The organism is Methanolobus sediminis (assembly GCF_031312595.1).
Lineage (GTDB): Archaea > Halobacteriota > Methanosarcinia > Methanosarcinales > Methanosarcinaceae > Methanolobus > Methanolobus sediminis.
Genome location: NZ_CP133592.1, coordinates 45,249 through 66,756 on the forward strand (window position 1 = coordinate 45,249; position 21,508 = coordinate 66,756).

Sequence of the window (21,508 nt, forward strand, 5' to 3'; positions counted from 1 at the left end):
AAGATATCTGTCTAATTACATGATACTAAATATAAATATTTTAATACTAAATTATCATTAAATACACAAAAATATGAATAAAAGCGATAGAATGATGTCAATCATGAAATTAAAAACCGCACTTCTACTTACATTGATACTTTGCATCTCAGCATTTGTATCAAATAGACGGGAGAATGGATAATTATGGATTACAGAACGATAGACTGGAACGATGTCTGGAAGGATCTTATGAGTGCACAGAAGACATCGAACAAAGAAGTCGAGAATAACCTTTGGAACAGGAAGGATAATGCCGAAAGATTCTGGAAAAGAACTCAGGAATTCTCTGACAGAACAAGACTTACTCTTGAAGAGCTCCCTCTTACACCGCAGTCCAGAGTACTGGACATTGGTGCAGGGCCCGGAAGACTTTCAATACCTGTTGCAGAAAGAGTTGCACATGTAACTGCTGTGGAACCTGCTGAAGGCATGAGAAAACTGCTGCTTGATAATGTTGCTGAAAAAGGAATAACTAACCTGGAATGCGTCAGCAAACGCTGGGAAGATATTGATGTAGGGAATGACCTCAATGGTCCTTATGACATTGTTATTGCTTCTTTCTCTCTTGGTATGCCGGATATAAGAGAGGCAATTCAAAAAATGGAGAAGGCTTCTTCCAGGCATATTTACCTCTACTGGTTTGCAGGAACCAGTCCATGGGAAGAACATTCGATAAACCTCTGGTCATATCTATATGGAACCAACTATACATGTGGTCCAAAATGCGATGTATTGTACAACGTTCTCTACGACATGGGAATATATCCTGATATGCAGGTCTTCCCTATGGAATATACTAACAATTTTGCATCTATGGATGAAGCCATGGATTTCTTCAGATCAAGATATGCAATTGAGACACCTGAGCAGGAGGCTATTCTTTATAATTATCTCAGGGACGAGCTCTCATGGGAAAATGGCAGCATTTCTGAAAGAGCCGATTCAACACGCGTGCGGATCTGCTGGGAAAAGAAACAGAACAACTAGTAGATGATATTTTGAAAATACTGATATGCGGAAAAGATTGATGTGGAAAAAGTACAGTAACTGCATTGCTGGCACAGACAATGTCCCGAGAAGGATATAACGTGCTGGTGGTTGACAACGATGAATCCAATTTTGGACTTCACAGGCAGTTAGGTGTAGAACTACCAGAGGATTTTCTGAATTTCTTTGGCAGGAAAAAAGACCTTGTACAGAGAATGAAAGCTTCATTTTCAACCGGTGAGGAAGTGAAGTTCTTTGATAAAAGATGGGAAATTACAGACATACCCGGTGAATATGTCTCAAAAACAGACAACATTTCACTGATGGCTGTTGGAAAGATACATGACTTCGGAGAAGGATGTGCCTGTCCTATGGGAGTTCTTTCAAAACACTTGCTCAAGAATATAGATGCCGGAAGTAACGACATTGTTTTGGTAGACACTGAAGCAGGGATCGAACATTTTGGCAGGGGTGTGGAAGAAGGCTGCGATGTACTTCTAATGATCATTGATCCATCCTATGAATCAATCTGTCTTTCTGAAAATATTCTATTCATAAGTTAATATTAAACACCTATAAATACCAGTTGTCATATTATTGTTGTCTTGACAACAGTTGTTCAAACAACTGTTGTAAAAAACGGAGGACTCATCGTGCCAACAATAATGGAGACTTTAAAACAGGAAGAAAATACCAGGAACACCATCGATGACGAACTTATCGCATGGGTACTTGACGTTGATAGAAGAATGGTTCTGACAGAATCTATGAAGAAGCACACGATCCTGAAGGCATCATTCATAGCTCAGGAAACGAACAGATCTGTGCAGAACATCAGTCATGCACTTAAAGAATTCAAAGATCATGGATTCGTTATGTGTATCAATCCTGAAAAATCAACATGGAAGAGGTATACAATTACCGATAATGGAAGAAAATTACTGGAAAAACTTGACAGTATCCGTATTTATCCAAACTAAAGAAAAGATGGCTGAATACCATCAGCATCTATTCTTTTATTCTTAATTTTCATTTTGTGACACTGGTTTTTACCAATTTTTTTAGGAATCAACATTCTTAAATATCTGACAAATAATTTTGTTGTTATAACAACAGTTGCCACGACAACATAACACAGAGGAAAATAAATGAAAGAAATAACCCTCGGGGCATACATCTCAATGGCATATCGCAGTCATTTTGTGAGAATAAACAACCAGATGAAAGAACTTGGTCTCTCATCAGGCCAGTTCCATGTACTCATGGTACTTTCCGACTATCAGGGTGTCACGCAGGATTTCCTTGCAGGATCACTGCTCATTGACAAAGGAACGGTTGCCAGAGCAGTGAATATTCTTGAACAAAATGGAATTGTCAGACGTATCCAGGATGAGAATAACCGCAGGGCTGTACTTGTTTATCTTACTGAGAAAGGTGAAGAACTTATTCCTCAGGTGGAAAAAATAGACAGAGAATGGGAAGAAGCTGCATACACTGGATTTACGCAAGAAGAAAGGAAACAGGCAAAATCGTTTCTTCGTAAGATCGCACAAAACAGCTATGCAAATGCTTACGAAAAAGGTGACAGAAAATGGAAGGAATTCCCTCTGAAAGACCAGTAACAGGTCAAAAATCAAAGCAGAAGTCTCAAAGATACGAGACCTTAAAACTCATAGTCATCCTCAGTGCATCCATGCTCACCATCATGGGTTCAGCTGCTGTTGCACCGGCACTCCCGGAGATGTTAGAATTCTTTACTGACGTGCCTGATGCAGGTCTTCTGGTTTCCATGGTAGTCACACTTCCTGCACTTGGAATTATCATCAGTTCACCTTTCATCGGTATACTGGCTGATAAATACAGCAGGAAAAACATGCTCATGATAGCACTTGCTATTTTTGCAATAATAGGAGCAACAGGTGCTGTTCTTAATTCACTCTACCTCATACTTGCTTTCAGGGTATTGCTTGGAATCGGTATAGCAGGAATGACAATCTGTGCCACTGCTCTCCTTGCAGACAACTATTCCGGTGCAGAGCTTAAGAAAAAGATAGGTCTGCAGTCTGCATGTATGGGTTTTGGAGCCGTGATCCTTGAAGTTGCAGGCGGCGCTCTTGCAGATATCAGCTGGCATGCACCTTTTTACATCTACCTCATCGCACTACTGATAATCCCGGGAGCCTTCATCTCAATAAAGGACTCTAAGAAGGATTCTCCGCAAGGTCAAAACGAGCACAAGCATGTAGATATCCAAGGAAAACAGAAGCAACTGCCACTCAAAAGTATTGCTCTTATCTATGTTGCTACATTCACACTCATGGTGCTCTTCTTCTCAGTACCGACAAAACTTCCATTCGTACTGGACGAGAAAGGAATCACATCAGCACTTATAATCGGTGCTTTGATATCAATTCCGGGGCTCTTCGGCACTGTTGGAGCACTCGGACAGATAAAGGTCTCAGGATACCTTAATGAGATGAAGACAAATCTCTTATTCTTCATGATAATGGGAGCAGGTGTATTCATCCTCTCGATTGCACCTGATATGCTTACGCTTATAGCCGGGCTGATAATAGCAGGAACTGCTTTTGGTATCATAAACACCACAAACCTTAGCTGGCTTGGAAGGATTGCACCGGAAAAATCCCGTGGAAAGATATTTTCCGGATTTACCACTGTGCTCTTCCTGGGTCAGCTTGCAAGTCCTATAATCATCCAGCCAATCCTGAAGACTGGAACACTCTATGATGCATATGCTTTCCTTGGAATCGGAGGCATTGTCCTTGGACTTGTGTTTGGAATCGTCAATATGATGGGAATTATCGATCAAGCACCTGTGATTTCTGAGCATCCCGCGAGAGTGGAAAATAATTAACTTCTTTCTAATTTGATAGATTTTTTTCTAACCATTAAAAGTTTGACTGGTTTGGGGATTATCTATCTTCCATCCACTCATCACTGACCATAACCCCATCTTTGAAGGTAATCACCCTGTCAACATACTTCACATGCCAGGGTTCGTGCGTTACCATCACAATGGTCTGGCCGTAATTGTCATTCAGATCCTTGAACACATCCAGTACCTGTTCCGAGTTCCTGGTATCAAGGTTTGCACAGGGCTCATCGGCAAACATTATGTCAGGTTTTTTGGCTATGGCCCTTGCAATGGCCACCCTTTGCTTTTCCCCGCCTGATAACTCATCTGGAATCCTGTCATGTTTGTCCTTAAGACCAACCTTGTCCAGTGCTTCAAGGGCAACCTTATAGGATTCCTTTTTTGACTTTCCTTCCATCATGGAAAGAATGTACACATTTTCTGCGGCGGTCATTTCGTTGATAAGGGCGTAGTCCTGGAACACATAACCAACCTGTGTCAGCCGGTAATAGCTCCGCTCCGCTTCAGGCAGACTGGAGACTTTCAGGCCCCGGATAGTATATTCACCATCCGTTGCATCATCAAGTAGTGCCAGGATTCTCAGTATGGTGGTTTTCCCGCTGCCGGATGCCCCCATAATAGCTACAAACTCACCTTTTTTAATTTCGAAAGAAACACCATTAAGAGCTTTAACAGTAGTACTGCCTGAACCATAATACCTTTTGAGGTTCTTTACCTTGATCATTTTCAGCGTCCCCATATGGCTTTCAGTATACTCTCCTTTGACACACTCCATGCAGGCAACGTTCCGGCTATCACTGACAGAGTAAGCATGGTAACAATACTCTGGATGACCAGCATTACATCGATCTGAGGTCTTATCTGCATGGTTTCGTAGAAAGTCACCGGATTTGCCTGGAAATAGAACATCAGTGACAGGTACAGTATCAGCCCGGCAAAGATTCCCAGGGAAACATAGAACATACTGAGGAAAGCATATGACAACACTATAGATCTTGGAGTTACACCTACAGCCTTCAGTATTCCTATCTCTTTTTTCCTGTTCAGTATATTGATGTAGATTATAATAAGTATCAATGCTGCACCCACGATAAGCCCTACGAACTTTGACATGACATCAATGGCACCCAGGCTTTGAAGTGCCTGCCTGATAAGTGTCTCCGATTTATCAGCCCATGTGAAGACCTGCTCGTTCACTCCCGCTTCCCTTATCTTGGCCTTCATTTCATCTTCAGTGCCCGGCTCATCGATCCTTACAACCACACTGGTAGCTTTGCCCTTATCCAGACCGTATACATCTTCTATCTCCTTGTAATGAACCATAGCATTCAGGTCCACAAGTTCGAAATTACCTTCCATGATACCTTTGACCTTATAGGTCCTTTGCACACCATTGCTATATGTTACATCAACAAGAGATCCTACTCTGACTTCACCCAGATCATCATAGATCTCACCAAATGTTGTACTTGTACCTGAGATAATAGAACCAATGATAATCTCATCCCGGGAAAGTTCTCCCAGAAAATCCCCTTCTTTGATAATGTACGGATATTGTGAGATCTCATATTCTTCTGTGGGAACCACACCTGTCACAGTCGCTCCCACAACATTCTGTTTCTGTTCGATAGATGCTCCCACATCCAGTCTTTTGGTTGCAGCCCTCACACCTTCCACAGCACGGACCTTCTGCAGGACATTATCGGCATCGTTGATGTAAGTGTTATCACCAGTTGGTTCGATCACAATATCCCCGTAGGGGTAGTCCTGCATGATACCGGTAAAGAGGACGGTCATTCCTCCTATCATTGACGGAAGGAATACCAGGTTCATAAAAATGAGAGAAAGAACAAAGACAATGAATAAAAGTGTCTTTTTGTTTCCTCGCTTTATGGTGCTGCCTGCAATGAGAACTCCAACCCTGATATCATCTATCATCTCGAACACCTCTATTCTTCTGAGTCCTCAGCGGAGCTGCTACCGCCTTCCATTAGCTGCTTGATGATATCGTCCTTTGACTTTTTCGTTCTGTAATTGTTGTAGGCCAGTCCACCGATTACAGCCAGAAGCAACAATACAATAATAATTGTTCCTGAACCGTCATCCTGTTCCATTATTATGACATTGACCTTCGTCTCGACCTGTTCCTCACCGAAATCATCAATATACGTGATGGTCACAGGAATCTCGAACTCTCCAGACTGATCAGCCACAAAAGTAATAACAGCAGGTCCATCCTCATCAGGATCAAGAGTTCCGATAAATGATTCTTTTAGTCCCTGGAATGGATGGTCTGCATAGACCCGTATCGAGTTGATGGTCCTGTCACCAGAGTTCTCGATCCTCATGGTAAGTTCCACGGTATCATCTATTTGAGGAAGAACCGGATTGACCTTTACGGATGCAAGGTTCAGGCTGCTTTTCCTGTCAAGCACGGTTATCTTAATATTATATTCATCTTTCTGGATGCCGTAATCATCTTCATATTCTATGATGACGGGGATATCAAAGGTTCCTGAGTTGTTTGCCTTGAACTTGAAAAGTGCGGTTTGCTTTCCCTCTGGTGCAATAGCACCAATTGTAGAACTTGTGATGCCTTTGAATCCATGATTCAGATTAACTACTACGGATTTTGCTATGGAGTCACCAAAATTCTCGATCTCAAGGTCCAGGTCAACCGTATCTCCCTCATAGATATATTCCGGATCGGTGCTGATGGATGATATTCTTGGCTCTGCATGCTCGCCTGTCACCACTACTTCGACTTCATAGTATTCTGTCCTTTTTACATCATCATTTCCGTATGTCAGCTTCATTTTAATGATGTGAGGACCAGGGATGGCATCAGGAGTTGTTCGCATGTGGTACCTCAACTGCCTTTCACTATTCTGGTATACAAATTGAGGAATATAGGCTACAAGGTCCTCAATTACTATGATATCCGGTGGGATGCTGATGATTGCAAACGTAATATCCTCAGGGACCTGGGTACCGCAATTCTCAAGGCTTATTCCCACCGTGAATTCCTCATCCCTGCCTACTGAACTCGGACTTATATCTTCCACCACCGCCCTAAGGCATTCATCACCTGAAGACTCTGCCTGAACGGTGGGAACTCCTGCCAGAACAATTACCAGTATCAGCATTAACAAACATGCGAATCCATTCCTCTGATTCATACCTTTCCCATCTCCCTTTGAAGCTTTTCTGTAAACTCAACAAGATTTTTAAAGATCAAGTCCGATGCGACCATTTGCTGATGGTACTGCTCGATGATTATGTAATTTTACAGTAATTAATAATAATTGTGTAAACCATGGCCTATATATTTGTTGACATGCAGAAACGACAGTATATAATACAACTGAACATTCAGATATAACAGGAACAGGAGACTGTAAGTTTAAAATATCTCAAACAAAATCCTTTTAAGCACCTATATCGTTATATGCAAAAATTATCATCAGTTGTCAACCACAGGTCACTATTTAAGAGGTGTTAGAATGAATAGAGAAATAAACATTCTCGGTGGAGGTATCAGCGGTCTTGCTTGTGCAATCATTCTTCGCAAAAACGGATATGATGTTAATATCTATGAGAAAAAGCAAGTCACTGGTAAAAGATTTAACAGTGACTGGCAGGGAATAGAGAACTGGTCCGAAGAAACTGATGTACTTGATGAACTAAAGTCATTCGGAATTGACCTTTCTTTTGATTATGTTCCCGTTTCTGAGCTTGACCTTCACTATTCTGATAAGATACGCACCCTCACAGGCGATAATGCCTGTTATCTTGTTAAACGCGGCACAGCCGACGACTGTCTGGATACATGTCTGCTAAATCAGGCCAGGAATCTGGGAGTTAAGATCCACTATGGTACAAAGCCTGATGACAGCAAACCTATTCATGTGGTTGCAACAGGCCCTGAAAAAGGGAATATATTTGCAAAAGGTATCAAATTCCACACCAACAGTCCTGATAATTACCATATGGCATTTGGCGATGATATTGCAAAAGGTTTCTATTCATATCTGCTGATCAAGAATGGAGAAGCGACTATTGCAACGGTCTTTGACAATAAGAACCTGCATGATTCCGAGGATTTCCTAAGTAACACCATTGCCTATTTTTCAGACTATTACAACCCCGATGAAGTAAACTCCGGCAGGAAGTTCGGAGGCTACGGATATTTTGAGATCAGAAAAACCCTCTATGATGATAACGGTGCAATGTTCATAGGCGAAGCAGGCGGTCTTCAGGATTACCTGTGGGGATTTGGCATGAGATATGCATTCCAGAGTGCCAACTTAGCTGCAAGAAGCATCATGACCGGAGAGTCCTATGATAATCTGATAAGGGAAAATCTCCACCAAAAATTGAAGCACTCACAGAGAAACAGGAAACTCTTTGAGATACTGGGCCCTCTGGCATATCCACTGGCATATCATTTGTTTAACAGGAGCAAGGACCCGCTGAAGCTTTTGAATATGGTGTATAGGTGAGATTTTTTTGAAGAATAAGATAGATGAAAATGCAGTTTCTACGTGATTATGCTGTTTCTCACAATGCCTTTGCAGATTATGAAATAAAATCAAGGTAGCTCTTTGATTCGAATTATACCTGTAGCAAATTAATTTTGGGATATAGTTAAGCAGAAAAAACGGAACTCTCTCCAAAAAATATGATTTGTAGCTCTTGTTGATAACAATACGGAATTTTTTAATAAAACCTGCGTATTATTTAACTAATATTTAAGAATATATTTTTTTGAAAAAATGATATCAGGAAGTAACAAATACTATTTTATAACTAAGATGATATACATATATGTTGATGCTAGATATCAAAACGTTATTTTTTGTTGTATTCTTAATTCAAGCCTTTTTAACATTAGTTTTATTTTTGTATTGGAAAACACAAAAAACTTATCAAGGATTTTTTGAATGGATACTGGCGCTTTTTATAATATCAGTGACAACATTTATTTTTTCATTTAGTGATTTTTTACCAGATATTCTAACAATTCCAACTGGTACACTTTCAATATTATATATTGTCTTAATGCTAGATGCGCTAAAGCTCTTTTTCACAAAACGTAGATTACGCCGTGAAATATATTTGATTTCTGTTCTTTCTATAATTATATTTTATTACTTCACAGAATATGTCGAAAATGCTATGATTCGTAACATAATTGTTTTAGTGTCAACCATTATAGTAATATCTCTGATAATAAACGTTCTTTTAACAAAGCCAAAATCAGGTGAAAGATATTTTTCAAGATTCATGCTACTAGGTTATGTTCTCCTGATGTTTACAATTATACTGAGACTTTTAGAGTGGTTTCAGATTCCTGCAAGTCGTAATCTATTCTCTTCGTCAACATTTAACATACTTCTATTGCTCGCTATTTTAGTAGCTATTCTTACTATACATTTATCATTTATTCTCCTTAACTTTCAGAGAACAGCACAGGAACTTTATGAAGCAAAGATTGAAGCCCAGAATATTGCCGACCGCTATTCTCTTGCTGCGAGTTCTGCAAGAGCAGGTCTCTGGCATATGGATTTGAAAACAGGTATAGTTCATTGGGATGATTCTCTTGAAAAGTTACTCGGTTCTGAAATTGATGTAAAGACTAAATTGCTTGAAATATGGAATTCATTCGAAATTGTAAAGGAATACGAGTCAAATCCTGAAAAAAAATGTAGTCAAAGTGTAGATAGTACCCTTTTGACTACAGAGTTCACCCTTCATCATAAAAAAGAGGGGTTACTTCATTTTATGGTTCATGCTCATATTGTATCCAATGATGCGAATTCTTGTATTGTAATTGGACTCATCTATGATGATACTCCTCTGCGCAAGACAGAGAATGCACTTAAAGAGACAAACAAGAAATTAAATCTACTGAACAGTATAACTCGTCATGATATCCTGAACATGGTCAATGGGGTAAATGGCTTTGCAGCAATACTTATGAGCCAACTCGATGATCCGATAATGAGAGAAAATGCCGAGAACATTGCTAAATGTGGTGTGATGATTCAGCATTTGATATCATTCACAGAACATTATCAGAATCTTGGAGCCAAAGAACCCCTATGGCAGGATATTTGCTTTTTGTTAGAGGATGATGAAATCAAATCCATTACAGAAGGCAAAATATTAAAATCTCCAGAACCAGGCATTCAAATCTATGCTGATTGGATGCTTAAGAAAGTCCTCTACAATCTAATAGAGAACTCACTGAGACATGGAGGAGATGTTAGTTCGTTTTCATTCTCATATGATTTCTCAAAAGATGGACTTGCCGTAGTATATCAGGACGATGGCATTGGTATTCCTGAAGAAAATAAAGCTAAAATCTTTGAAAAGGACTACGGAAAGAATACAGGGCTGGGTCTTTTCTTCTGTAGAGAAGTACTGGAGATAACCGGTCTGAAAATTCATGAAAATGGTGTTTATGGAAAGGGTGCCAGATTCGAGATCATTGTACCTGTTGGTTCATTCAGGGAAGTTAATCAACATATCGATTAAGAGCAATTATAGCTACTATTCTTGAATATGATTATTGTGCTATTCCAGTAGTTTCTACTGTTCTCTATATAAGTCTCCTCACCGCCGGAGTATTCAAATTGAGATTTCCGTTCCTGATTCTCTGCTTAACTCCCTGAAACCTGCTCCTTGAAACTCCAAGAGCTTCTGCTTCAGATTGTGACATGTTAAGGATATTTTCATTATCTCTTGCTTGTTAACGAATTCCTGAGCCTTCTTCACATCAAGAGCCTGTTCATCAATATTATTTGCTTCTGTGCCAATGTAGATTACAGAATCAGCCTTTACATGCTTTCTTTCCAGTATTCCTGTTTCCTCATTAAACTTGGATTCAGGATGATTGGCATATTCTATTATTCTGTACAAGGTGCAAGTGTAATGATAATGAAAAGAATAAACGATAATCAAATTTCAGTTATTGGTATAGAATCCTCTAAGCAATAATCAAAAAGCGCTTTGCCCCATTGTTGTGCCTGGGACTTGCAGCCGAATACTTGTGTATGGTCATACTCGTTATTCTTCGAAAGTAACCTTATAACAAAGCAAGAGTCACTCACAGATAAAGATGCCATTTTAAGATCACTCTGATATAAATAAAATTTGATTTTTCCACTGGAAATATGATTATTTGCCTCAACCCGCCATTCTTCTTTGATTTTTTGCAGTAGATTTTTTGAGACTATTATTGAAGCATTTGTGTCATTCTTACAGAATTGTGAAATATAAGGAGGAAAACTAGGGTGTATGAATGTAAATACAAAAAATAATGAAGTAGATTGTTCAGATTTTTTTAAAAAATCATGGTTTACTTCGAAAATGTTTTCTAAACTAGGTATTATAATGTTGCAGTGGCTGAGTTCACTAATCCTTTCTAATAAGTAGGATGGAATAAAATCAAGATTCCGAGATCCCCAGTAATCAATATCTATATCCAAGACTTCAATAGTATCTATTAAAGGTTTCATCTCATCAACTATAAGTTTTCCAATAGTTGTCAGTTTATAGATGTCATTATAATGGAATACAAGACAGTGCTCTTCTAAAATCTTTATCTGAGGCAGTATTGCGTTTCTGGTAGTTTCCAATGACTTAAGAAGATAATCCATTTCTTGTGGACCATTCTGTAATAATAATAGCACATTCTTTCTTTTATCGGAAGCAAATACTACATCAAGTAACCGTTTTTTCACCAGATTCACATCCTATAAGCATACATTAGGTATATTCTATCATATAGGTACACACGTATACTTTTATGTTTGCTCCCACGTCTCCAACCTTTCCCTAACGTAAGAGTTTAAAGAAAATAGCTATCGCTCTTTATATAATAACTCACAATAAAACAAAACTCATAGAAAAATAAAGATGGAAAACCAATATTTAGATTTTCCACTACATTTTAATTAATTATTAATGTAAGAATTAAGCTAATTCGCCAAATGCGAACTTGCTCAGCACTTTAGTAACTTTAATTGTAACTTCATCGCCGACCTTTGTATCTGGTACAAAAACAACAAATCCGCTTACTCTTGCGATTCCGTCGCCTTCTCTTGCGATATCTTCGATTGTCACTTCATATGTTTTGCCAGCTTCTACTGGAGCATTTGACTGCATATTATTAAACAAGTATTTCACGTCCTTTAAGTATTAGCTTAAAAAGAATACAACCATTTGGTTAAAGATACGAAAAAACAGTAAATACGAATAAGGTAATACCATCTAGACCTATAATCATCAAAGTAGTTTAAGACTCTAAAAGCACACATCCTAAGTTCGGATACTATATAAGTCTGTTCGTATGTGCCCGAATAATATATCAAAGCAAGTTACTCCACATCTCCAACCATTCCCTAACATGAGCATTAAGGATAAATGGCGTATCAGCTTCAGCATTTTTTTCATATAATGAAGCGTACCTTTAGAGAATCCCATCTTTTTCCATTCAGAATAAGAAATACTGAGAATCTTTTGCCTTATATTATCTGAATCCTGCCTTTCAACATTATAAGCAGGCTTACTGAAATCAATTGTCTTTCTTTTCTCAACGAGATACTGAGCAACTTAGTCTTGACATTGGTTGTTTCAGGAGGTTTCAAGGTACTTAGGATTTTACTATTCCGATCAAGGAAAGTAACCTGAACAATATGTTAAATCAACCATCTGACAGCATCCAGAGTCAGATTTCCATTCTTACTATAGACAACTATATTGTCTATGTCTATTTTCTGGGAAGGAAAGACATACTTTTCCGGTTCTATATCTGTGGTATGTCTCCCATCCCTAATATGCAATTCAGACCCATTTACACGTGTGTCTATTCCGTGTCCGTTGAGAATGGAGGAGTTTCATTTTAAAAGTCTTTCCATATCTTCTTCCACGGTCGTGTTCGGTGTAATATTGAACTTCTCAACAAGCACTTTAAGGACATTCGGTGAGACGAAGGCTGGAAGTGTCGGGCCAAGTGTAATATTCTGTATTTCAAGTCTCAGAAGGGTAAGCAATACAAGGACTGCCTTTTGTTCGTACCACGCGATATTGTATGAGATCGGTGCCTCGTTAACGTCTGTGAACCCAAGTCTTGCCATAAGACCCTGTGCAATAACGATAAGTGAGAATGAATCATTACACTGTCCTGCATCCAATACCCTTGGAATTCCATCAATATCACCAAGATTGAGTTTGTTGTAGCGATATTTTGCACATCCGGCAGTAAGAATAACTGTATCTTCAGGCAATGCCTCCGCGAAATCCGTGTAGTACTGCCTGTCTTTGTGCCGTCCGTCACATCCTGCCATGACAATGAACTTCTTTATCTTTCCGGTTTTGACAGCATCAACTATCTTGTCTGCATTGGATAACACGGAGTTGTAAGCAAAACCGCCCATGATGGTACCTTCTTCCAGTTGTACCGGAGCTTCGCAGGTCTTTGCCTGCTTGATGAGTGCAGAGAAATCTTTCTGGCCGTCTTTAGGTATTATATGTTTGGCACCATCATAGCCTACGGAGCCTGTTGTGTATAACCTATCAATGTAGCTCTCCCTTGGAGGAACTATGCAGTTGCTTGTAAGTAATATCGGTCCGTTAAAACTCTCGAATTCCTGCTTCTGGTGCCACCATGAGCCGCCATAGTTGCCTACCAGATGTTCATATTTCTTAAATTCAGGATATGAGTTTGCAGGCAACATTTCACCATGAGTATAGACATCCACGCCTGTTCCTTCGGTCTGGTCCAATAGTTGTTTCAGGTCCTTCAGGTCATGACCGCTTACAAGGATTCCCGGATTATCTCTTGTTCCGATATTGACCTGTGTGGGTTCAGGGTTTCCAAAAGCTGCTGTATTTACCCTGTCCAGGTCTGCCATTACATCAAAACCTTTTTCCCCGCATTTCAAGACCAATGAGATGAGGTCCTTATCAGTCAGGCTGTCATCCGTAGTTGCTACAAGTCCTTCTTCTACAAATGAATTGATCTTCTTATTGTAATTACCAAGCATCATGGCATGATGCCCATATGCTGCAATTCCTTTGATGCCAAAGATCAACAGTTCCCTTAATGACCGTATATCTTCATCCTCGGTTGCAAGTATACCTGTATTCCTGTCACTGAGGTTCTCAGAAGTCAAAGTTGCGATTTCAGGCAGATCGTTCTCATCAAGTGCATTGTTTTCCAGAAGTTTTTGCCTAATCTCATTCTGTATATGAAATCCTCTGTCGATACGCTCCTGAATTCCACTGGCTCTGAAATCAGTATTAGTTATGGTTGAGAACAATGCATCAAGCATAAAATCATCAGTGCTGTTCTCAGAAATGTTTGCCTTTCTTGCTTTCTGATTGTAGAATGCAATGCTCTTAAGTACATAGATTAGATCATCCTGAAGATCTGCAACCTCACCTTTCTTACCGCACATGCCGTTCTTTGTACAGCCTTCCCCGCTCATTGTTTCTTCACACTGATAGCAGAACATTTTATCACCCTTAGTATGTATGTTTTGCAGTATATCTATATACTTTGCTTGCAGAGATTTTTAGAATAAATGAGAATCTGAATGTCTTAGGTTTATCAATTCTGTTGGTCTGCTCATACAAAGATCAAAACCACATTTCCAATCTCTTCCTGACATGAAAATTTAGAGTAAATGGCTTATCAGCCTCAGCATTCAATTTCATATAACAGAGAATACTTTTCACCAGTCACCCAAACACGACTGGCACTCAGAAGCAGCCCTCTCTTCCAATACCTGAATATTCTTCAACACCTGATTTTCAGAGAAATCCCTGTCATTTGCAAGATAATCGAATAATGCGTCTGAATCAGGTTTTTTCCACTTGAAAATGTAATCCTTTGTAACAGGAGGATTCATGAAGAATTCCCTTATCTCTTCAAGAGGGGCACATGCACGGATATCCCTGTCCTCTTCTCTGATAAGTGTCTCTATATCACCGTGTTTTTTGATGAGTTTTAAGGCTGTCTTTGCACCCACACGTTGCATTCCTTCGTTGAAATCCGTACCGATGCAGATTGCAAGGTCTATCAACTGTTCACGGCTTAGTTCCAGTTCTTCAAGACAAGACGCAAGTGAGATGTGTTCGGGTGTCTTTGTAACGTACTTTTTCTGTCCGGGTAACTTTCGCTTTCCCGTGCTTCCAAGATTGCGAATGACATTCTCAGCTCCGAACAGGAAAACATCATAGTCCTGCGAGCCTACAAAATCCACATCTCCACATGAAACCATATAAGATGCCTGTGCCTCTGCTTCGGATTTTGCCTGCATCCAGGGGATTCCCATGAGTTCAAGCAGTTTTTTAGATTCATCGAGAATCGTCGGAGTTATCCGGGATGTGGCCTGAGCATATTTTTTCATATCCTCAAGGTTGCCTTCATCCTTTGCAATCTCAAGCTTAAGGGCGGCATTTTCCTTGCATACCTTGCGTTTTTCAAGAGTTTCTTTTTTCATCTCCGGTGGTTTGCCGTCAAAGATGAAAACCGGTTTGATATTTGCTTCCCTGAGCCTGCTTGTCCTTGAAAAAAGTCCTGTCAGATGTGATACGGGATTACCTGAGGAATCCGTGAGCATTGAGCCGTCACGCTGGCGAATGGCACTTAAGAACTGATAGATCGTGTTGTATGCATCTATTGCTATTACTTTTCCTGAGAGTTCCTCGTAAGTTATCGGGTTTTTTGTGAGTAGTGTGCCTATCTGTGTGCCCATGATATGCTCCGGAGTTTGTTTTTAAGAAAATCAGAATACGGTTTGCAGTTCAATTAACACTCTGGTTTATAGTATTATTGCATAAATGCCGGTTTTGATCATCTCCCACAAACAATTAATAGTCTTCAAAAACAATACTACTTACACTTGAAGAAAATTGGGTGTAGTGTGGGATATGATGACAGGCAGCAAATACGTTAGCTGGTTTGAGGAAATTAGTATAGATGACGTACCTTTAGTGGGAGGCAAAAATGCATCCCTTGGAGAAATGTACAGGGAACTGACAGATAAAAATATCAAAGTCCCAAACGGTTTTGCAATAACTGCAGATGCATACTGGCATGTTTTAAAATCGGCAGGTGTGCTTGAGGAACTCAGGAAGATAATTGAAGGTCTTGATATAGATGATGTTACAGACCTTGCAAAAAGAGGAAAGAAAGCAAGGAATCTTATACTTGATGCCGGAATCCCTGACGACCTGTGGGATGAGATAAAATCAGCTTATGATGAGCTTTGTGAGCAATACGGGGAAGATACTGATGTGGCGGTTCGCAGTTCTGCAACTGCGGAGGATCTGCCCAATGCATCATTTGCAGGACAGCAGGAAACCTACCTGAACATTCATGGCTACCATTCACTAAAAGATGCATGCAGCAGGTGTTTTGCATCACTTTTCACTGACAGGGCCATTTCCTACAGAGAGAATAACGGTTTTGATCACTTCAAAGTGGGTCTTTCCATTGGTGTTATGAAAATGGTTCGCTCAGACCTTGCTTCAAGTGGTGTTATATTCACAATTGATACTGAAAGCGGTTTTGAGAACGTTGTTTTTATCACCGGAGCATACGGACTTGGGGAAAATGTAGTTCAGGGACTTGTAAATCCTGATGAATTCTATGTTTTTAAACCAACACTGAAGGAGAACTTCAAACCTATTATCAAAAAGCAGAAGGGAAGCAAAGAGATCAAGATGATCTACGGTCGTGGAGATTCCCGTGTGCTTACACGTAATGTTGAGGTTCCTGTAGCTGAGAGGAAACAGTACTGTATTAATGATGAAGAGGTACTGCAACTGGCAAATTTTGCAGTGACCATTGAGAACCACTACTCGCAGAAGAGAGGAAAACATGTTCCAATGGATGTCGAGTGGGCAAAGGACGGTGAAACCGGAGAACTGTTCATAGTCCAGGCAAGACCGGAGACTGTACAATCTTTGAAGAGAAAGGATGTGCTGGTAACCTATTATCTGGATGATACTTCGGATGTGATCGTTACAGGAAGGAGTGTGGGAGCTAAGATAGCAAGCGGAAAAGTACACGTTATTCCTGATGTTTCACAATTGAATGAATTTAATGCAGGGGAAATACTTGTAGCGGATAACACGACCCCTGACTGGGAACCTGTTATGAAGAAGGCTGCTGCAATCATCACAAACAAAGGTGGCAGGACATGTCATGCAGCTATTGTGAGCCGTGAGCTTGGCATTCCTGCTGTTGTTGGTGCTGAGACTGCCACGGAGATCCTAAAAAATAACATGGATGTCACGGTAAGCTGTGCAGAAGGAGATGCAGGCAGAGTGTATGAAGGAATACTTCCATTCCATACTGAAACTGTTGAGCTGGAAGGACTTGAGAAGACAAAGACCGAGATCATGATGAACCTCGGAAACCCGGAGGAAGCCTTTGCGCTTTCCATGATACCAAATGACGGCATAGGACTGGCAAGGCTGGAATTCATCATCACAAGTTACATCAAGGTGCATCCTATGGCGCTCATCCATCCTGAGAAGGTTGAGGATGAAAAAGTGCTTGAGGAAATCGACAAAGTCACAGGCAGATATGAGAATAAGGCTGATTTCTTCGTGGAGAAACTTGCCCAGGGTGTTGCAACCATTACAGCAGCATTCCACCCGAAGCCTGTGGTTGTACGTATGAGCGATTTCAAGTCCAATGAATATGAAAGCCTGATAGGTGGAGAGTATTTCGAGTTCATGGAGAACAACCCCATGCTGGGATTCAGGGGTGCTTCACGTTATTACGATGAACGTTACCGTGAGGGCTTCGCTCTTGAGTGTAAAGCCATGAAAAAAGTGAGAGATGAGATGGGGCTGACAAACCTGATACTTATGATCCCGTTCTGCCGCCGCATCGATGAAGCAAAAAAGGTACTTGAGGAGATGAAAAAGAACGGTCTTGTCAGGGGAGAAAATGGCCTTCAGATCTATATGATGACTGAGATCCCAAGCAATGTCCTGCTCATAGACGAGTTCAGCCAGTACTTCGATGGCTTCTCCATAGGCTCCAACGATCTCACACAACTGACCCTTGGCGTTGACCGTGATTCCGAGATTCTTGCATCCACCTTCGATGAACGCGACGAAGCTGTGAAGAAAATAGTCTCTATGGCTGTGCAGGGCGCAAAGCGAAACAATAAACACAGCGGTCTTTGCGGCCAGGCTCCAAGCGATTATCCAGAGTTTGCAGAGTTCCTGGTGAAGGAAGGAATTGATTCTATTTCGCTTAACCCGGATTCTGTGATGAAGATAGCACTGAAGGTGCTTGAGGTTGAGAAAGAGATGGAAAAGTAAGAAAGAAAAGAAACTTTTTCTCTTTTTTGATTTAATACTGGATTTTGAAGTTTAAATTAATCCAGTCTCAACTATTTTTGGGTTATAGGTAACGCCAAAAAACTGAACTTCTATAATTAATAATCCTTGTTATATTGAAGGAGACTAAAAATTGAATTTTGGTGTTAAATTTAGAAACTATTTTAAATGAGTTAATTATGCGAAAAAAGAAGAGTAAATCATCAATCATCCGAAATTACGATTCATAAATTATTTATATATATTGTATAAGGATTATACTCATAAACTAATATGAAAATAATTAAAATGAGAACACCAGCATTGTTGCTGGTGTTTTTGATGGTACCACCCCACTAATTAAAAAGTCCATGTGTATATGTGTTTTTTTGATATATAAAATAATGGTTCATCAATTAAACAAATGGATTGAATTTATAATGGCATTGGAATTTCAACAGCCAATATAATTGAATCGATCATATATTGTTCATTAAAGAAAAACGGCTTCTCACTGCTGGTATTTTTATCCAATAATAGAGAGGAACTTTTGAAAAAACATACCATTTCTACATAGTTAAAATTCAGAGAGATAACATCGATTTTTGAATTATTCTTATTAAGTAATTTATAGTAATATGACCGTCAGTTGCTTATACTATTAGATACATAGTATTAATTGGTCATAAGGGAGTAAGCTGTAAAATGGAGCAGCATTCAGAACGGAATCTAAACCGTTCTGTAATAAGCTTCATTATACGTAGTTCAAATGAAGAAAAATTCAGGATGGAATAGAACTTAATTCCAAACATTCTTCATCAACGTATAGCTGAAATGAAGCGAAATTCAGGACGGGATAAAACCCGATCCCAAAATAACCTTCAACACCTTGTGACCACCTGATTATCTGTTTTTATTAAGCTTTTTTCTGATGTCAGATTCAAATATACTATATAATCCTAATCTCTTCTCACAGCCGGGTTATTAAGATCCAAATATCTATTTTCTCTTATCAATTGCTTGTTTTCCTGAAACAAATATTTTAAAATGTTTAGAATTAATGTTCAAGATACCTATTAAAATAAAAACAAAAACATTATTTCATTGAATGTTTAAAAAAGAAAGTAAAAAAGTAACTAGGCCTTTAATTTTTATTATTTCCTTCCCAAGAAGTAATAAGCAATTGCTCCGAGAATACCAAATATTAATGCTGCAAGTATCCAAACCACTTTCATTATAGGAGTTAGACCTTTGTTCTGAGTCACTACGTCATATATAACCCATATGACCGAAATTAATACAATAAGACCCCATATTGTTCCTAACATTTCTCATCACCTTTAAAGATGTTTATAAACTATTATAGTTGAGTTGTATTTGTATAAATATCTTACCTAATTTTAGTAATATGTTCATTTAACTATAATTGATTCTGTTTTAGACTTTTTAATTCTCAACATCATATCCCCATATCCCCAAATTTTTTCAAAATATAATAATTTCTCAGGCTGTATCAAAATAGTCGATATGTTAATGATTTGAATTGGCTTTCTACAATCCATTGTATTATTTATTTTCATCATATTGTTGCACATTTTGTCAATTTTATAGTATTTCTAAAATAGTTAAAATAACTACCACATAATAATAAATTTTAAGTAAATATATAAAAAAAGTATTTAGATTTGCTTAAATATGATTAACACAAATGTATGTAAAAGTGGGAATTGGGCTATCTGGCTCAATTTTTGAATCAGGCAAGAAATGGGAATTCTGGCCTGCGAGAGAAATTGATACATTGACTAACTAGCGATGTGTCTCTGATTACAAAATGTCGAATAAGAGAAGATAAGGGAGTTATAAAAATGGGATCTTTAAAAAAGTGTCCTGAATGCCATGGGGATTTTAAGAGATTGTCAAGTGGAATACTAATCTGCAAAATATGTGGATATTGGACAAAAGAGAACACGGCAAGAATGGACTCTATGATGTTGTACGAAGAAGCTATGCTTTGCGAAGGAGGACTCTGAATGGAAATACAACCGGAAAAATCCTGCAAGAAGTGCAAGAATATGCTCAAGAAGCAGAAGCTTGGAATGAACATCGTTTATTATTGTTCCAAATGCGGATGTATGACCAGTGCTGACCTTTTTTTATGACCAGTTAAACTGGTCTACTAATTTTTTAAGGAATGATAGCTTAGGTTCTTCAATTTAAAATGTCAAACATTTCATGGAAACTAAGTATATATTCAACAATATCCCTAAATATACCTACATTGCTCACTAAAATAACTGTGAATATCTTTTTATGTGACGTTATTATTTTCTGTGATGCTATTAAGGGGTTTGTTTTATGGCAACACATTACATTAACAAGATAGGGATATTATCCCTTGGAAAGATATTTGGTGCACTTTATGGAATAATGGGACTTATACTAGGAGCTATGATAAGTCTGATGTCACTATTGATGGGGTCTTTAATGAGTAATGAAGGAGCACTCGCAGGATTGATGTTCGGAGTTGGAGCAATAATAACATTGCCAATCTTTTATGGAATACTGGGATTTATCTCTGGAATAATTACAGCATTGATCTACAATGTTGTAGCCGGATTTGCCGGAGGGTTGGAGATCGAATTAGACTAAAAACCGAAGTAAGCTAACGATAATCTGAATATATATTAAAAACGACTTTTCTTTTTTCATTTTTATCTTCAACCTTACAGATAACTCTGCAGGAGTTCTGGAAGTCAAGATCGGGCAAATAACCTCAATACGATCAAAACGATATTCTTATATCTGAATATGAGATAACATTTATTAAAGTTTTAACCAAATAATCAAAAAATAAAAGGAAAGGGAGGGTTATTGTGGAAACAAGAAAAATCAACAAAGTCGGGGTAATCTCTCTTGGGAAAATCCTTGGTGCAGTATATGCAATACTGGGACTCATAATAGGAGCATTAATGAGTCTTTCATACATCATAATGGGCTCCATGTTTGGAAAAATGGGTTTTGCCGGAGGCTTACTGTTCGGCATGGGATCGATCATTACAATGCCAATCTTCTATGGTGTCATCGGATTTATTGGCGGTATAATCATAGCCTTGATCTTCAATGTTATCACCGGAATTGTTGGTGGACTTGAAGTAGAAATCGAATAGATCACCCACCAAAAAAGCAATTCTTTTTTCCTTTTTCTATTTATTCTTTATTTCCTGTTTTGAT

General features: G+C 38.9%; 21 protein-coding genes. 12 read left to right on the forward strand and 9 right to left on the reverse strand.

Annotated elements, in window-relative coordinates; all coding sequences use genetic code 11:
- The first annotated feature begins 186 nt into the window (after positions 1–186).
- The 5 genes from RE474_RS00215 to RE474_RS00235 all read left to right on the forward strand — a co-directional run bounded on the left by RE474_RS00215 (position 187) and on the right by RE474_RS00235 (position 3,904).
- The gene (locus RE474_RS00215) at positions 187–1,029 is read left to right on the forward strand and encodes a class I SAM-dependent methyltransferase (protein ID WP_309310985.1); all 843 of its coding nucleotides are present in this window, start codon (positions 187–189) and stop codon (positions 1,027–1,029) included.
- An 80-nt stretch (positions 1,030–1,109) separates the two neighbouring features.
- On the forward strand, positions 1,110–1,592 hold the full coding sequence (locus RE474_RS00220) for an ATP-binding protein (RefSeq protein WP_309310986.1): 483 nt from the start codon (positions 1,110–1,112) through the stop codon (positions 1,590–1,592).
- A gap of 42 nt (positions 1,593–1,634) precedes the next feature.
- A complete protein-coding gene (locus RE474_RS00225) occupies positions 1,635–2,009 on the forward strand; it encodes a sugar-specific transcriptional regulator TrmB (RefSeq protein ID WP_309310987.1) in 375 nt (124 codons plus the stop codon).
- A 168-nt stretch (positions 2,010–2,177) separates the two neighbouring features.
- The gene (locus RE474_RS00230; RefSeq protein ID WP_309310988.1) at positions 2,178–2,651 is read left to right on the forward strand and encodes a MarR family winged helix-turn-helix transcriptional regulator; all 474 of its coding nucleotides are present in this window, start codon (positions 2,178–2,180) and stop codon (positions 2,649–2,651) included.
- Positions 2,621–3,904, forward strand: coding sequence for an MFS transporter (locus tag RE474_RS00235; protein WP_309310989.1), 1,284 nt, complete (start codon positions 2,621–2,623; stop codon positions 3,902–3,904). Before RE474_RS00230 ends, RE474_RS00235 begins: the two co-directional genes overlap by 31 nt.
- Before the next feature lie 58 nt (positions 3,905–3,962).
- On the opposite strand, the gene RE474_RS00240 is transcribed toward RE474_RS00235, so the two are convergent.
- The 3 genes from RE474_RS00240 to RE474_RS00250 are packed head-to-tail and all read right to left on the reverse strand — an operon-like array spanning position 3,963 to position 7,104.
- A complete protein-coding gene (locus tag RE474_RS00240) occupies positions 3,963–4,649 on the reverse strand; it encodes an ABC transporter ATP-binding protein (RefSeq protein WP_309310990.1) in 687 nt (228 codons plus the stop codon).
- A 2-nt stretch (positions 4,650–4,651) separates the two neighbouring features.
- Positions 4,652–5,863, reverse strand: a complete 1,212-nt coding sequence (locus RE474_RS00245) for an ABC transporter permease (RefSeq protein WP_309310991.1) — start codon at positions 5,861–5,863, stop codon at positions 4,652–4,654.
- 11 nt (positions 5,864–5,874) lie between these two features.
- Entirely contained in the window at positions 5,875–7,104 is a 1,230-nt protein-coding gene (locus tag RE474_RS00250; RefSeq protein ID WP_309310992.1) for a COG1361 S-layer family protein, read from the reverse strand.
- Positions 7,105–7,428: 324 nt separating this feature from the next.
- Between RE474_RS00250 and RE474_RS00255 the strand changes: the two genes are divergently transcribed.
- Positions 7,429–8,427, forward strand: a complete 999-nt coding sequence (locus RE474_RS00255; RefSeq protein ID WP_309310993.1) for an NAD(P)/FAD-dependent oxidoreductase — start codon at positions 7,429–7,431, stop codon at positions 8,425–8,427.
- 331 nt (positions 8,428–8,758) lie between these two features.
- The gene (locus RE474_RS00260) at positions 8,759–10,465 is read left to right on the forward strand and encodes a sensor histidine kinase (RefSeq protein ID WP_309310994.1); all 1,707 of its coding nucleotides are present in this window, start codon (positions 8,759–8,761) and stop codon (positions 10,463–10,465) included.
- A 93-nt stretch (positions 10,466–10,558) separates the two neighbouring features.
- Here RE474_RS00260 and RE474_RS00265 read toward each other — a convergent pair whose 3' ends face one another.
- The 5 genes from RE474_RS00265 to fen all read right to left on the reverse strand — a co-directional run bounded on the left by RE474_RS00265 (position 10,559) and on the right by fen (position 15,693).
- Positions 10,559–10,849, reverse strand: coding sequence for a hypothetical protein (locus tag RE474_RS00265; protein WP_309310995.1), 291 nt, complete (start codon positions 10,847–10,849; stop codon positions 10,559–10,561).
- Positions 10,850–10,887: 38 nt separating this feature from the next.
- The gene (locus RE474_RS00270) at positions 10,888–11,673 is read right to left on the reverse strand and encodes a helix-turn-helix transcriptional regulator (RefSeq protein ID WP_309310996.1); all 786 of its coding nucleotides are present in this window, start codon (positions 11,671–11,673) and stop codon (positions 10,888–10,890) included.
- Between the two features lie 232 nt (positions 11,674–11,905).
- Positions 11,906–12,097 (reverse strand): TRAM domain-containing RNA chaperone, encoded by a 192-nt coding sequence (locus RE474_RS00275; RefSeq protein WP_309310997.1) that lies wholly within the window; start codon positions 12,095–12,097, stop codon positions 11,906–11,908.
- A 731-nt stretch (positions 12,098–12,828) separates the two neighbouring features.
- On the reverse strand, positions 12,829–14,448 hold the full coding sequence (gene hcp / locus RE474_RS00280) for a hydroxylamine reductase (protein ID WP_309310998.1): 1,620 nt from the start codon (positions 14,446–14,448) through the stop codon (positions 12,829–12,831).
- A gap of 219 nt (positions 14,449–14,667) precedes the next feature.
- Complete coding sequence (gene fen / locus RE474_RS00285; RefSeq protein WP_309310999.1) at positions 14,668–15,693, reverse strand: flap endonuclease-1; 1,026 nt, start codon at positions 15,691–15,693, stop codon at positions 14,668–14,670.
- 178 nt (positions 15,694–15,871) lie between these two features.
- Here fen and ppsA point away from each other — a divergent pair, with 178 nt between their 5' ends.
- Positions 15,872–18,280 carry a phosphoenolpyruvate synthase gene (gene ppsA / locus RE474_RS00290; RefSeq protein WP_309312263.1) on the forward strand — a complete coding sequence of 803 codons (2,409 nt, stop codon included), beginning with the start codon at positions 15,872–15,874 and terminating at the stop codon, positions 18,278–18,280.
- A 1,151-nt stretch (positions 18,281–19,431) separates the two neighbouring features.
- Here the strand turns inward: ppsA and RE474_RS00295 are convergent.
- A complete protein-coding gene (locus RE474_RS00295) occupies positions 19,432–19,605 on the reverse strand; it encodes a PLDc N-terminal domain-containing protein (protein WP_309311000.1) in 174 nt (57 codons plus the stop codon).
- A gap of 537 nt (positions 19,606–20,142) precedes the next feature.
- Between RE474_RS00295 and RE474_RS00300 the strand changes: the two genes are divergently transcribed.
- The 4 genes from RE474_RS00300 (at position 20,143) to RE474_RS00315 (ending at position 21,444) form a co-directional block, all read left to right on the forward strand.
- Positions 20,143–20,307 (forward strand): eL43 family ribosomal protein, encoded by a 165-nt coding sequence (locus RE474_RS00300; RefSeq protein WP_309311001.1) that lies wholly within the window; start codon positions 20,143–20,145, stop codon positions 20,305–20,307.
- A complete protein-coding gene (locus tag RE474_RS00305) occupies positions 20,308–20,436 on the forward strand; it encodes a hypothetical protein (RefSeq protein WP_309311002.1) in 129 nt (42 codons plus the stop codon). It abuts the gene before it with no gap.
- A 196-nt stretch (positions 20,437–20,632) separates the two neighbouring features.
- Entirely contained in the window at positions 20,633–20,926 is a 294-nt protein-coding gene (locus RE474_RS00310; RefSeq protein ID WP_309311003.1) for a hypothetical protein, read from the forward strand.
- Positions 20,927–21,150: 224 nt separating this feature from the next.
- Complete coding sequence (locus RE474_RS00315; RefSeq protein WP_309311004.1) at positions 21,151–21,444, forward strand: hypothetical protein; 294 nt, start codon at positions 21,151–21,153, stop codon at positions 21,442–21,444.
- The last annotated feature ends 64 nt before the right edge of the window (positions 21,445–21,508 follow it).

Excerpts from the sequence above, each read along its gene's own strand:
- RE474_RS00215 (WP_309310985.1), top strand. The coding sequence starts at position 187 with ATGGATTACAGAACGATAGACTGGAACGATGTCTGGAAGGATCTTATG.
- RE474_RS00220 (WP_309310986.1), top strand. The coding sequence starts at position 1,110 with ATGTCCCGAGAAGGATATAACGTGCTGGTGGTTGACAACGATGAATCC.
- RE474_RS00230 (WP_309310988.1), top strand. The coding sequence starts at position 2,178 with ATGAAAGAAATAACCCTCGGGGCATACATCTCAATGGCATATCGCAGT.
- RE474_RS00235 (WP_309310989.1), top strand. The coding sequence starts at position 2,621 with ATGGAAGGAATTCCCTCTGAAAGACCAGTAACAGGTCAAAAATCAAAG.
- RE474_RS00240 (WP_309310990.1), bottom strand. The coding sequence starts at position 4,649 with ATGATCAAGGTAAAGAACCTCAAAAGGTATTATGGTTCAGGCAGTACT.
- RE474_RS00245 (WP_309310991.1), bottom strand. The coding sequence starts at position 5,863 with ATGATAGATGATATCAGGGTTGGAGTTCTCATTGCAGGCAGCACCATA.
- RE474_RS00250 (WP_309310992.1), bottom strand. The coding sequence starts at position 7,104 with ATGAATCAGAGGAATGGATTCGCATGTTTGTTAATGCTGATACTGGTA.
- RE474_RS00255 (WP_309310993.1), top strand. The coding sequence starts at position 7,429 with ATGAATAGAGAAATAAACATTCTCGGTGGAGGTATCAGCGGTCTTGCT.
- RE474_RS00260 (WP_309310994.1), top strand. The coding sequence starts at position 8,759 with ATGCTAGATATCAAAACGTTATTTTTTGTTGTATTCTTAATTCAAGCC.
- RE474_RS00275 (WP_309310997.1), bottom strand. The coding sequence starts at position 12,097 with ATGCAGTCAAATGCTCCAGTAGAAGCTGGCAAAACATATGAAGTGACA.
- hcp (WP_309310998.1), bottom strand. The coding sequence starts at position 14,448 with ATGTTCTGCTATCAGTGTGAAGAAACAATGAGCGGGGAAGGCTGTACA.
- fen (WP_309310999.1), bottom strand. The coding sequence starts at position 15,693 with ATGGGCACACAGATAGGCACACTACTCACAAAAAACCCGATAACTTAC.
- ppsA (WP_309312263.1), top strand. The coding sequence starts at position 15,872 with ATGACAGGCAGCAAATACGTTAGCTGGTTTGAGGAAATTAGTATAGAT.
- RE474_RS00295 (WP_309311000.1), bottom strand. The coding sequence starts at position 19,605 with ATGTTAGGAACAATATGGGGTCTTATTGTATTAATTTCGGTCATATGG.
- RE474_RS00300 (WP_309311001.1), top strand. The coding sequence starts at position 20,143 with ATGGGATCTTTAAAAAAGTGTCCTGAATGCCATGGGGATTTTAAGAGA.
- RE474_RS00305 (WP_309311002.1), top strand. The coding sequence starts at position 20,308 with ATGGAAATACAACCGGAAAAATCCTGCAAGAAGTGCAAGAATATGCTC.
- RE474_RS00310 (WP_309311003.1), top strand. The coding sequence starts at position 20,633 with ATGGCAACACATTACATTAACAAGATAGGGATATTATCCCTTGGAAAG.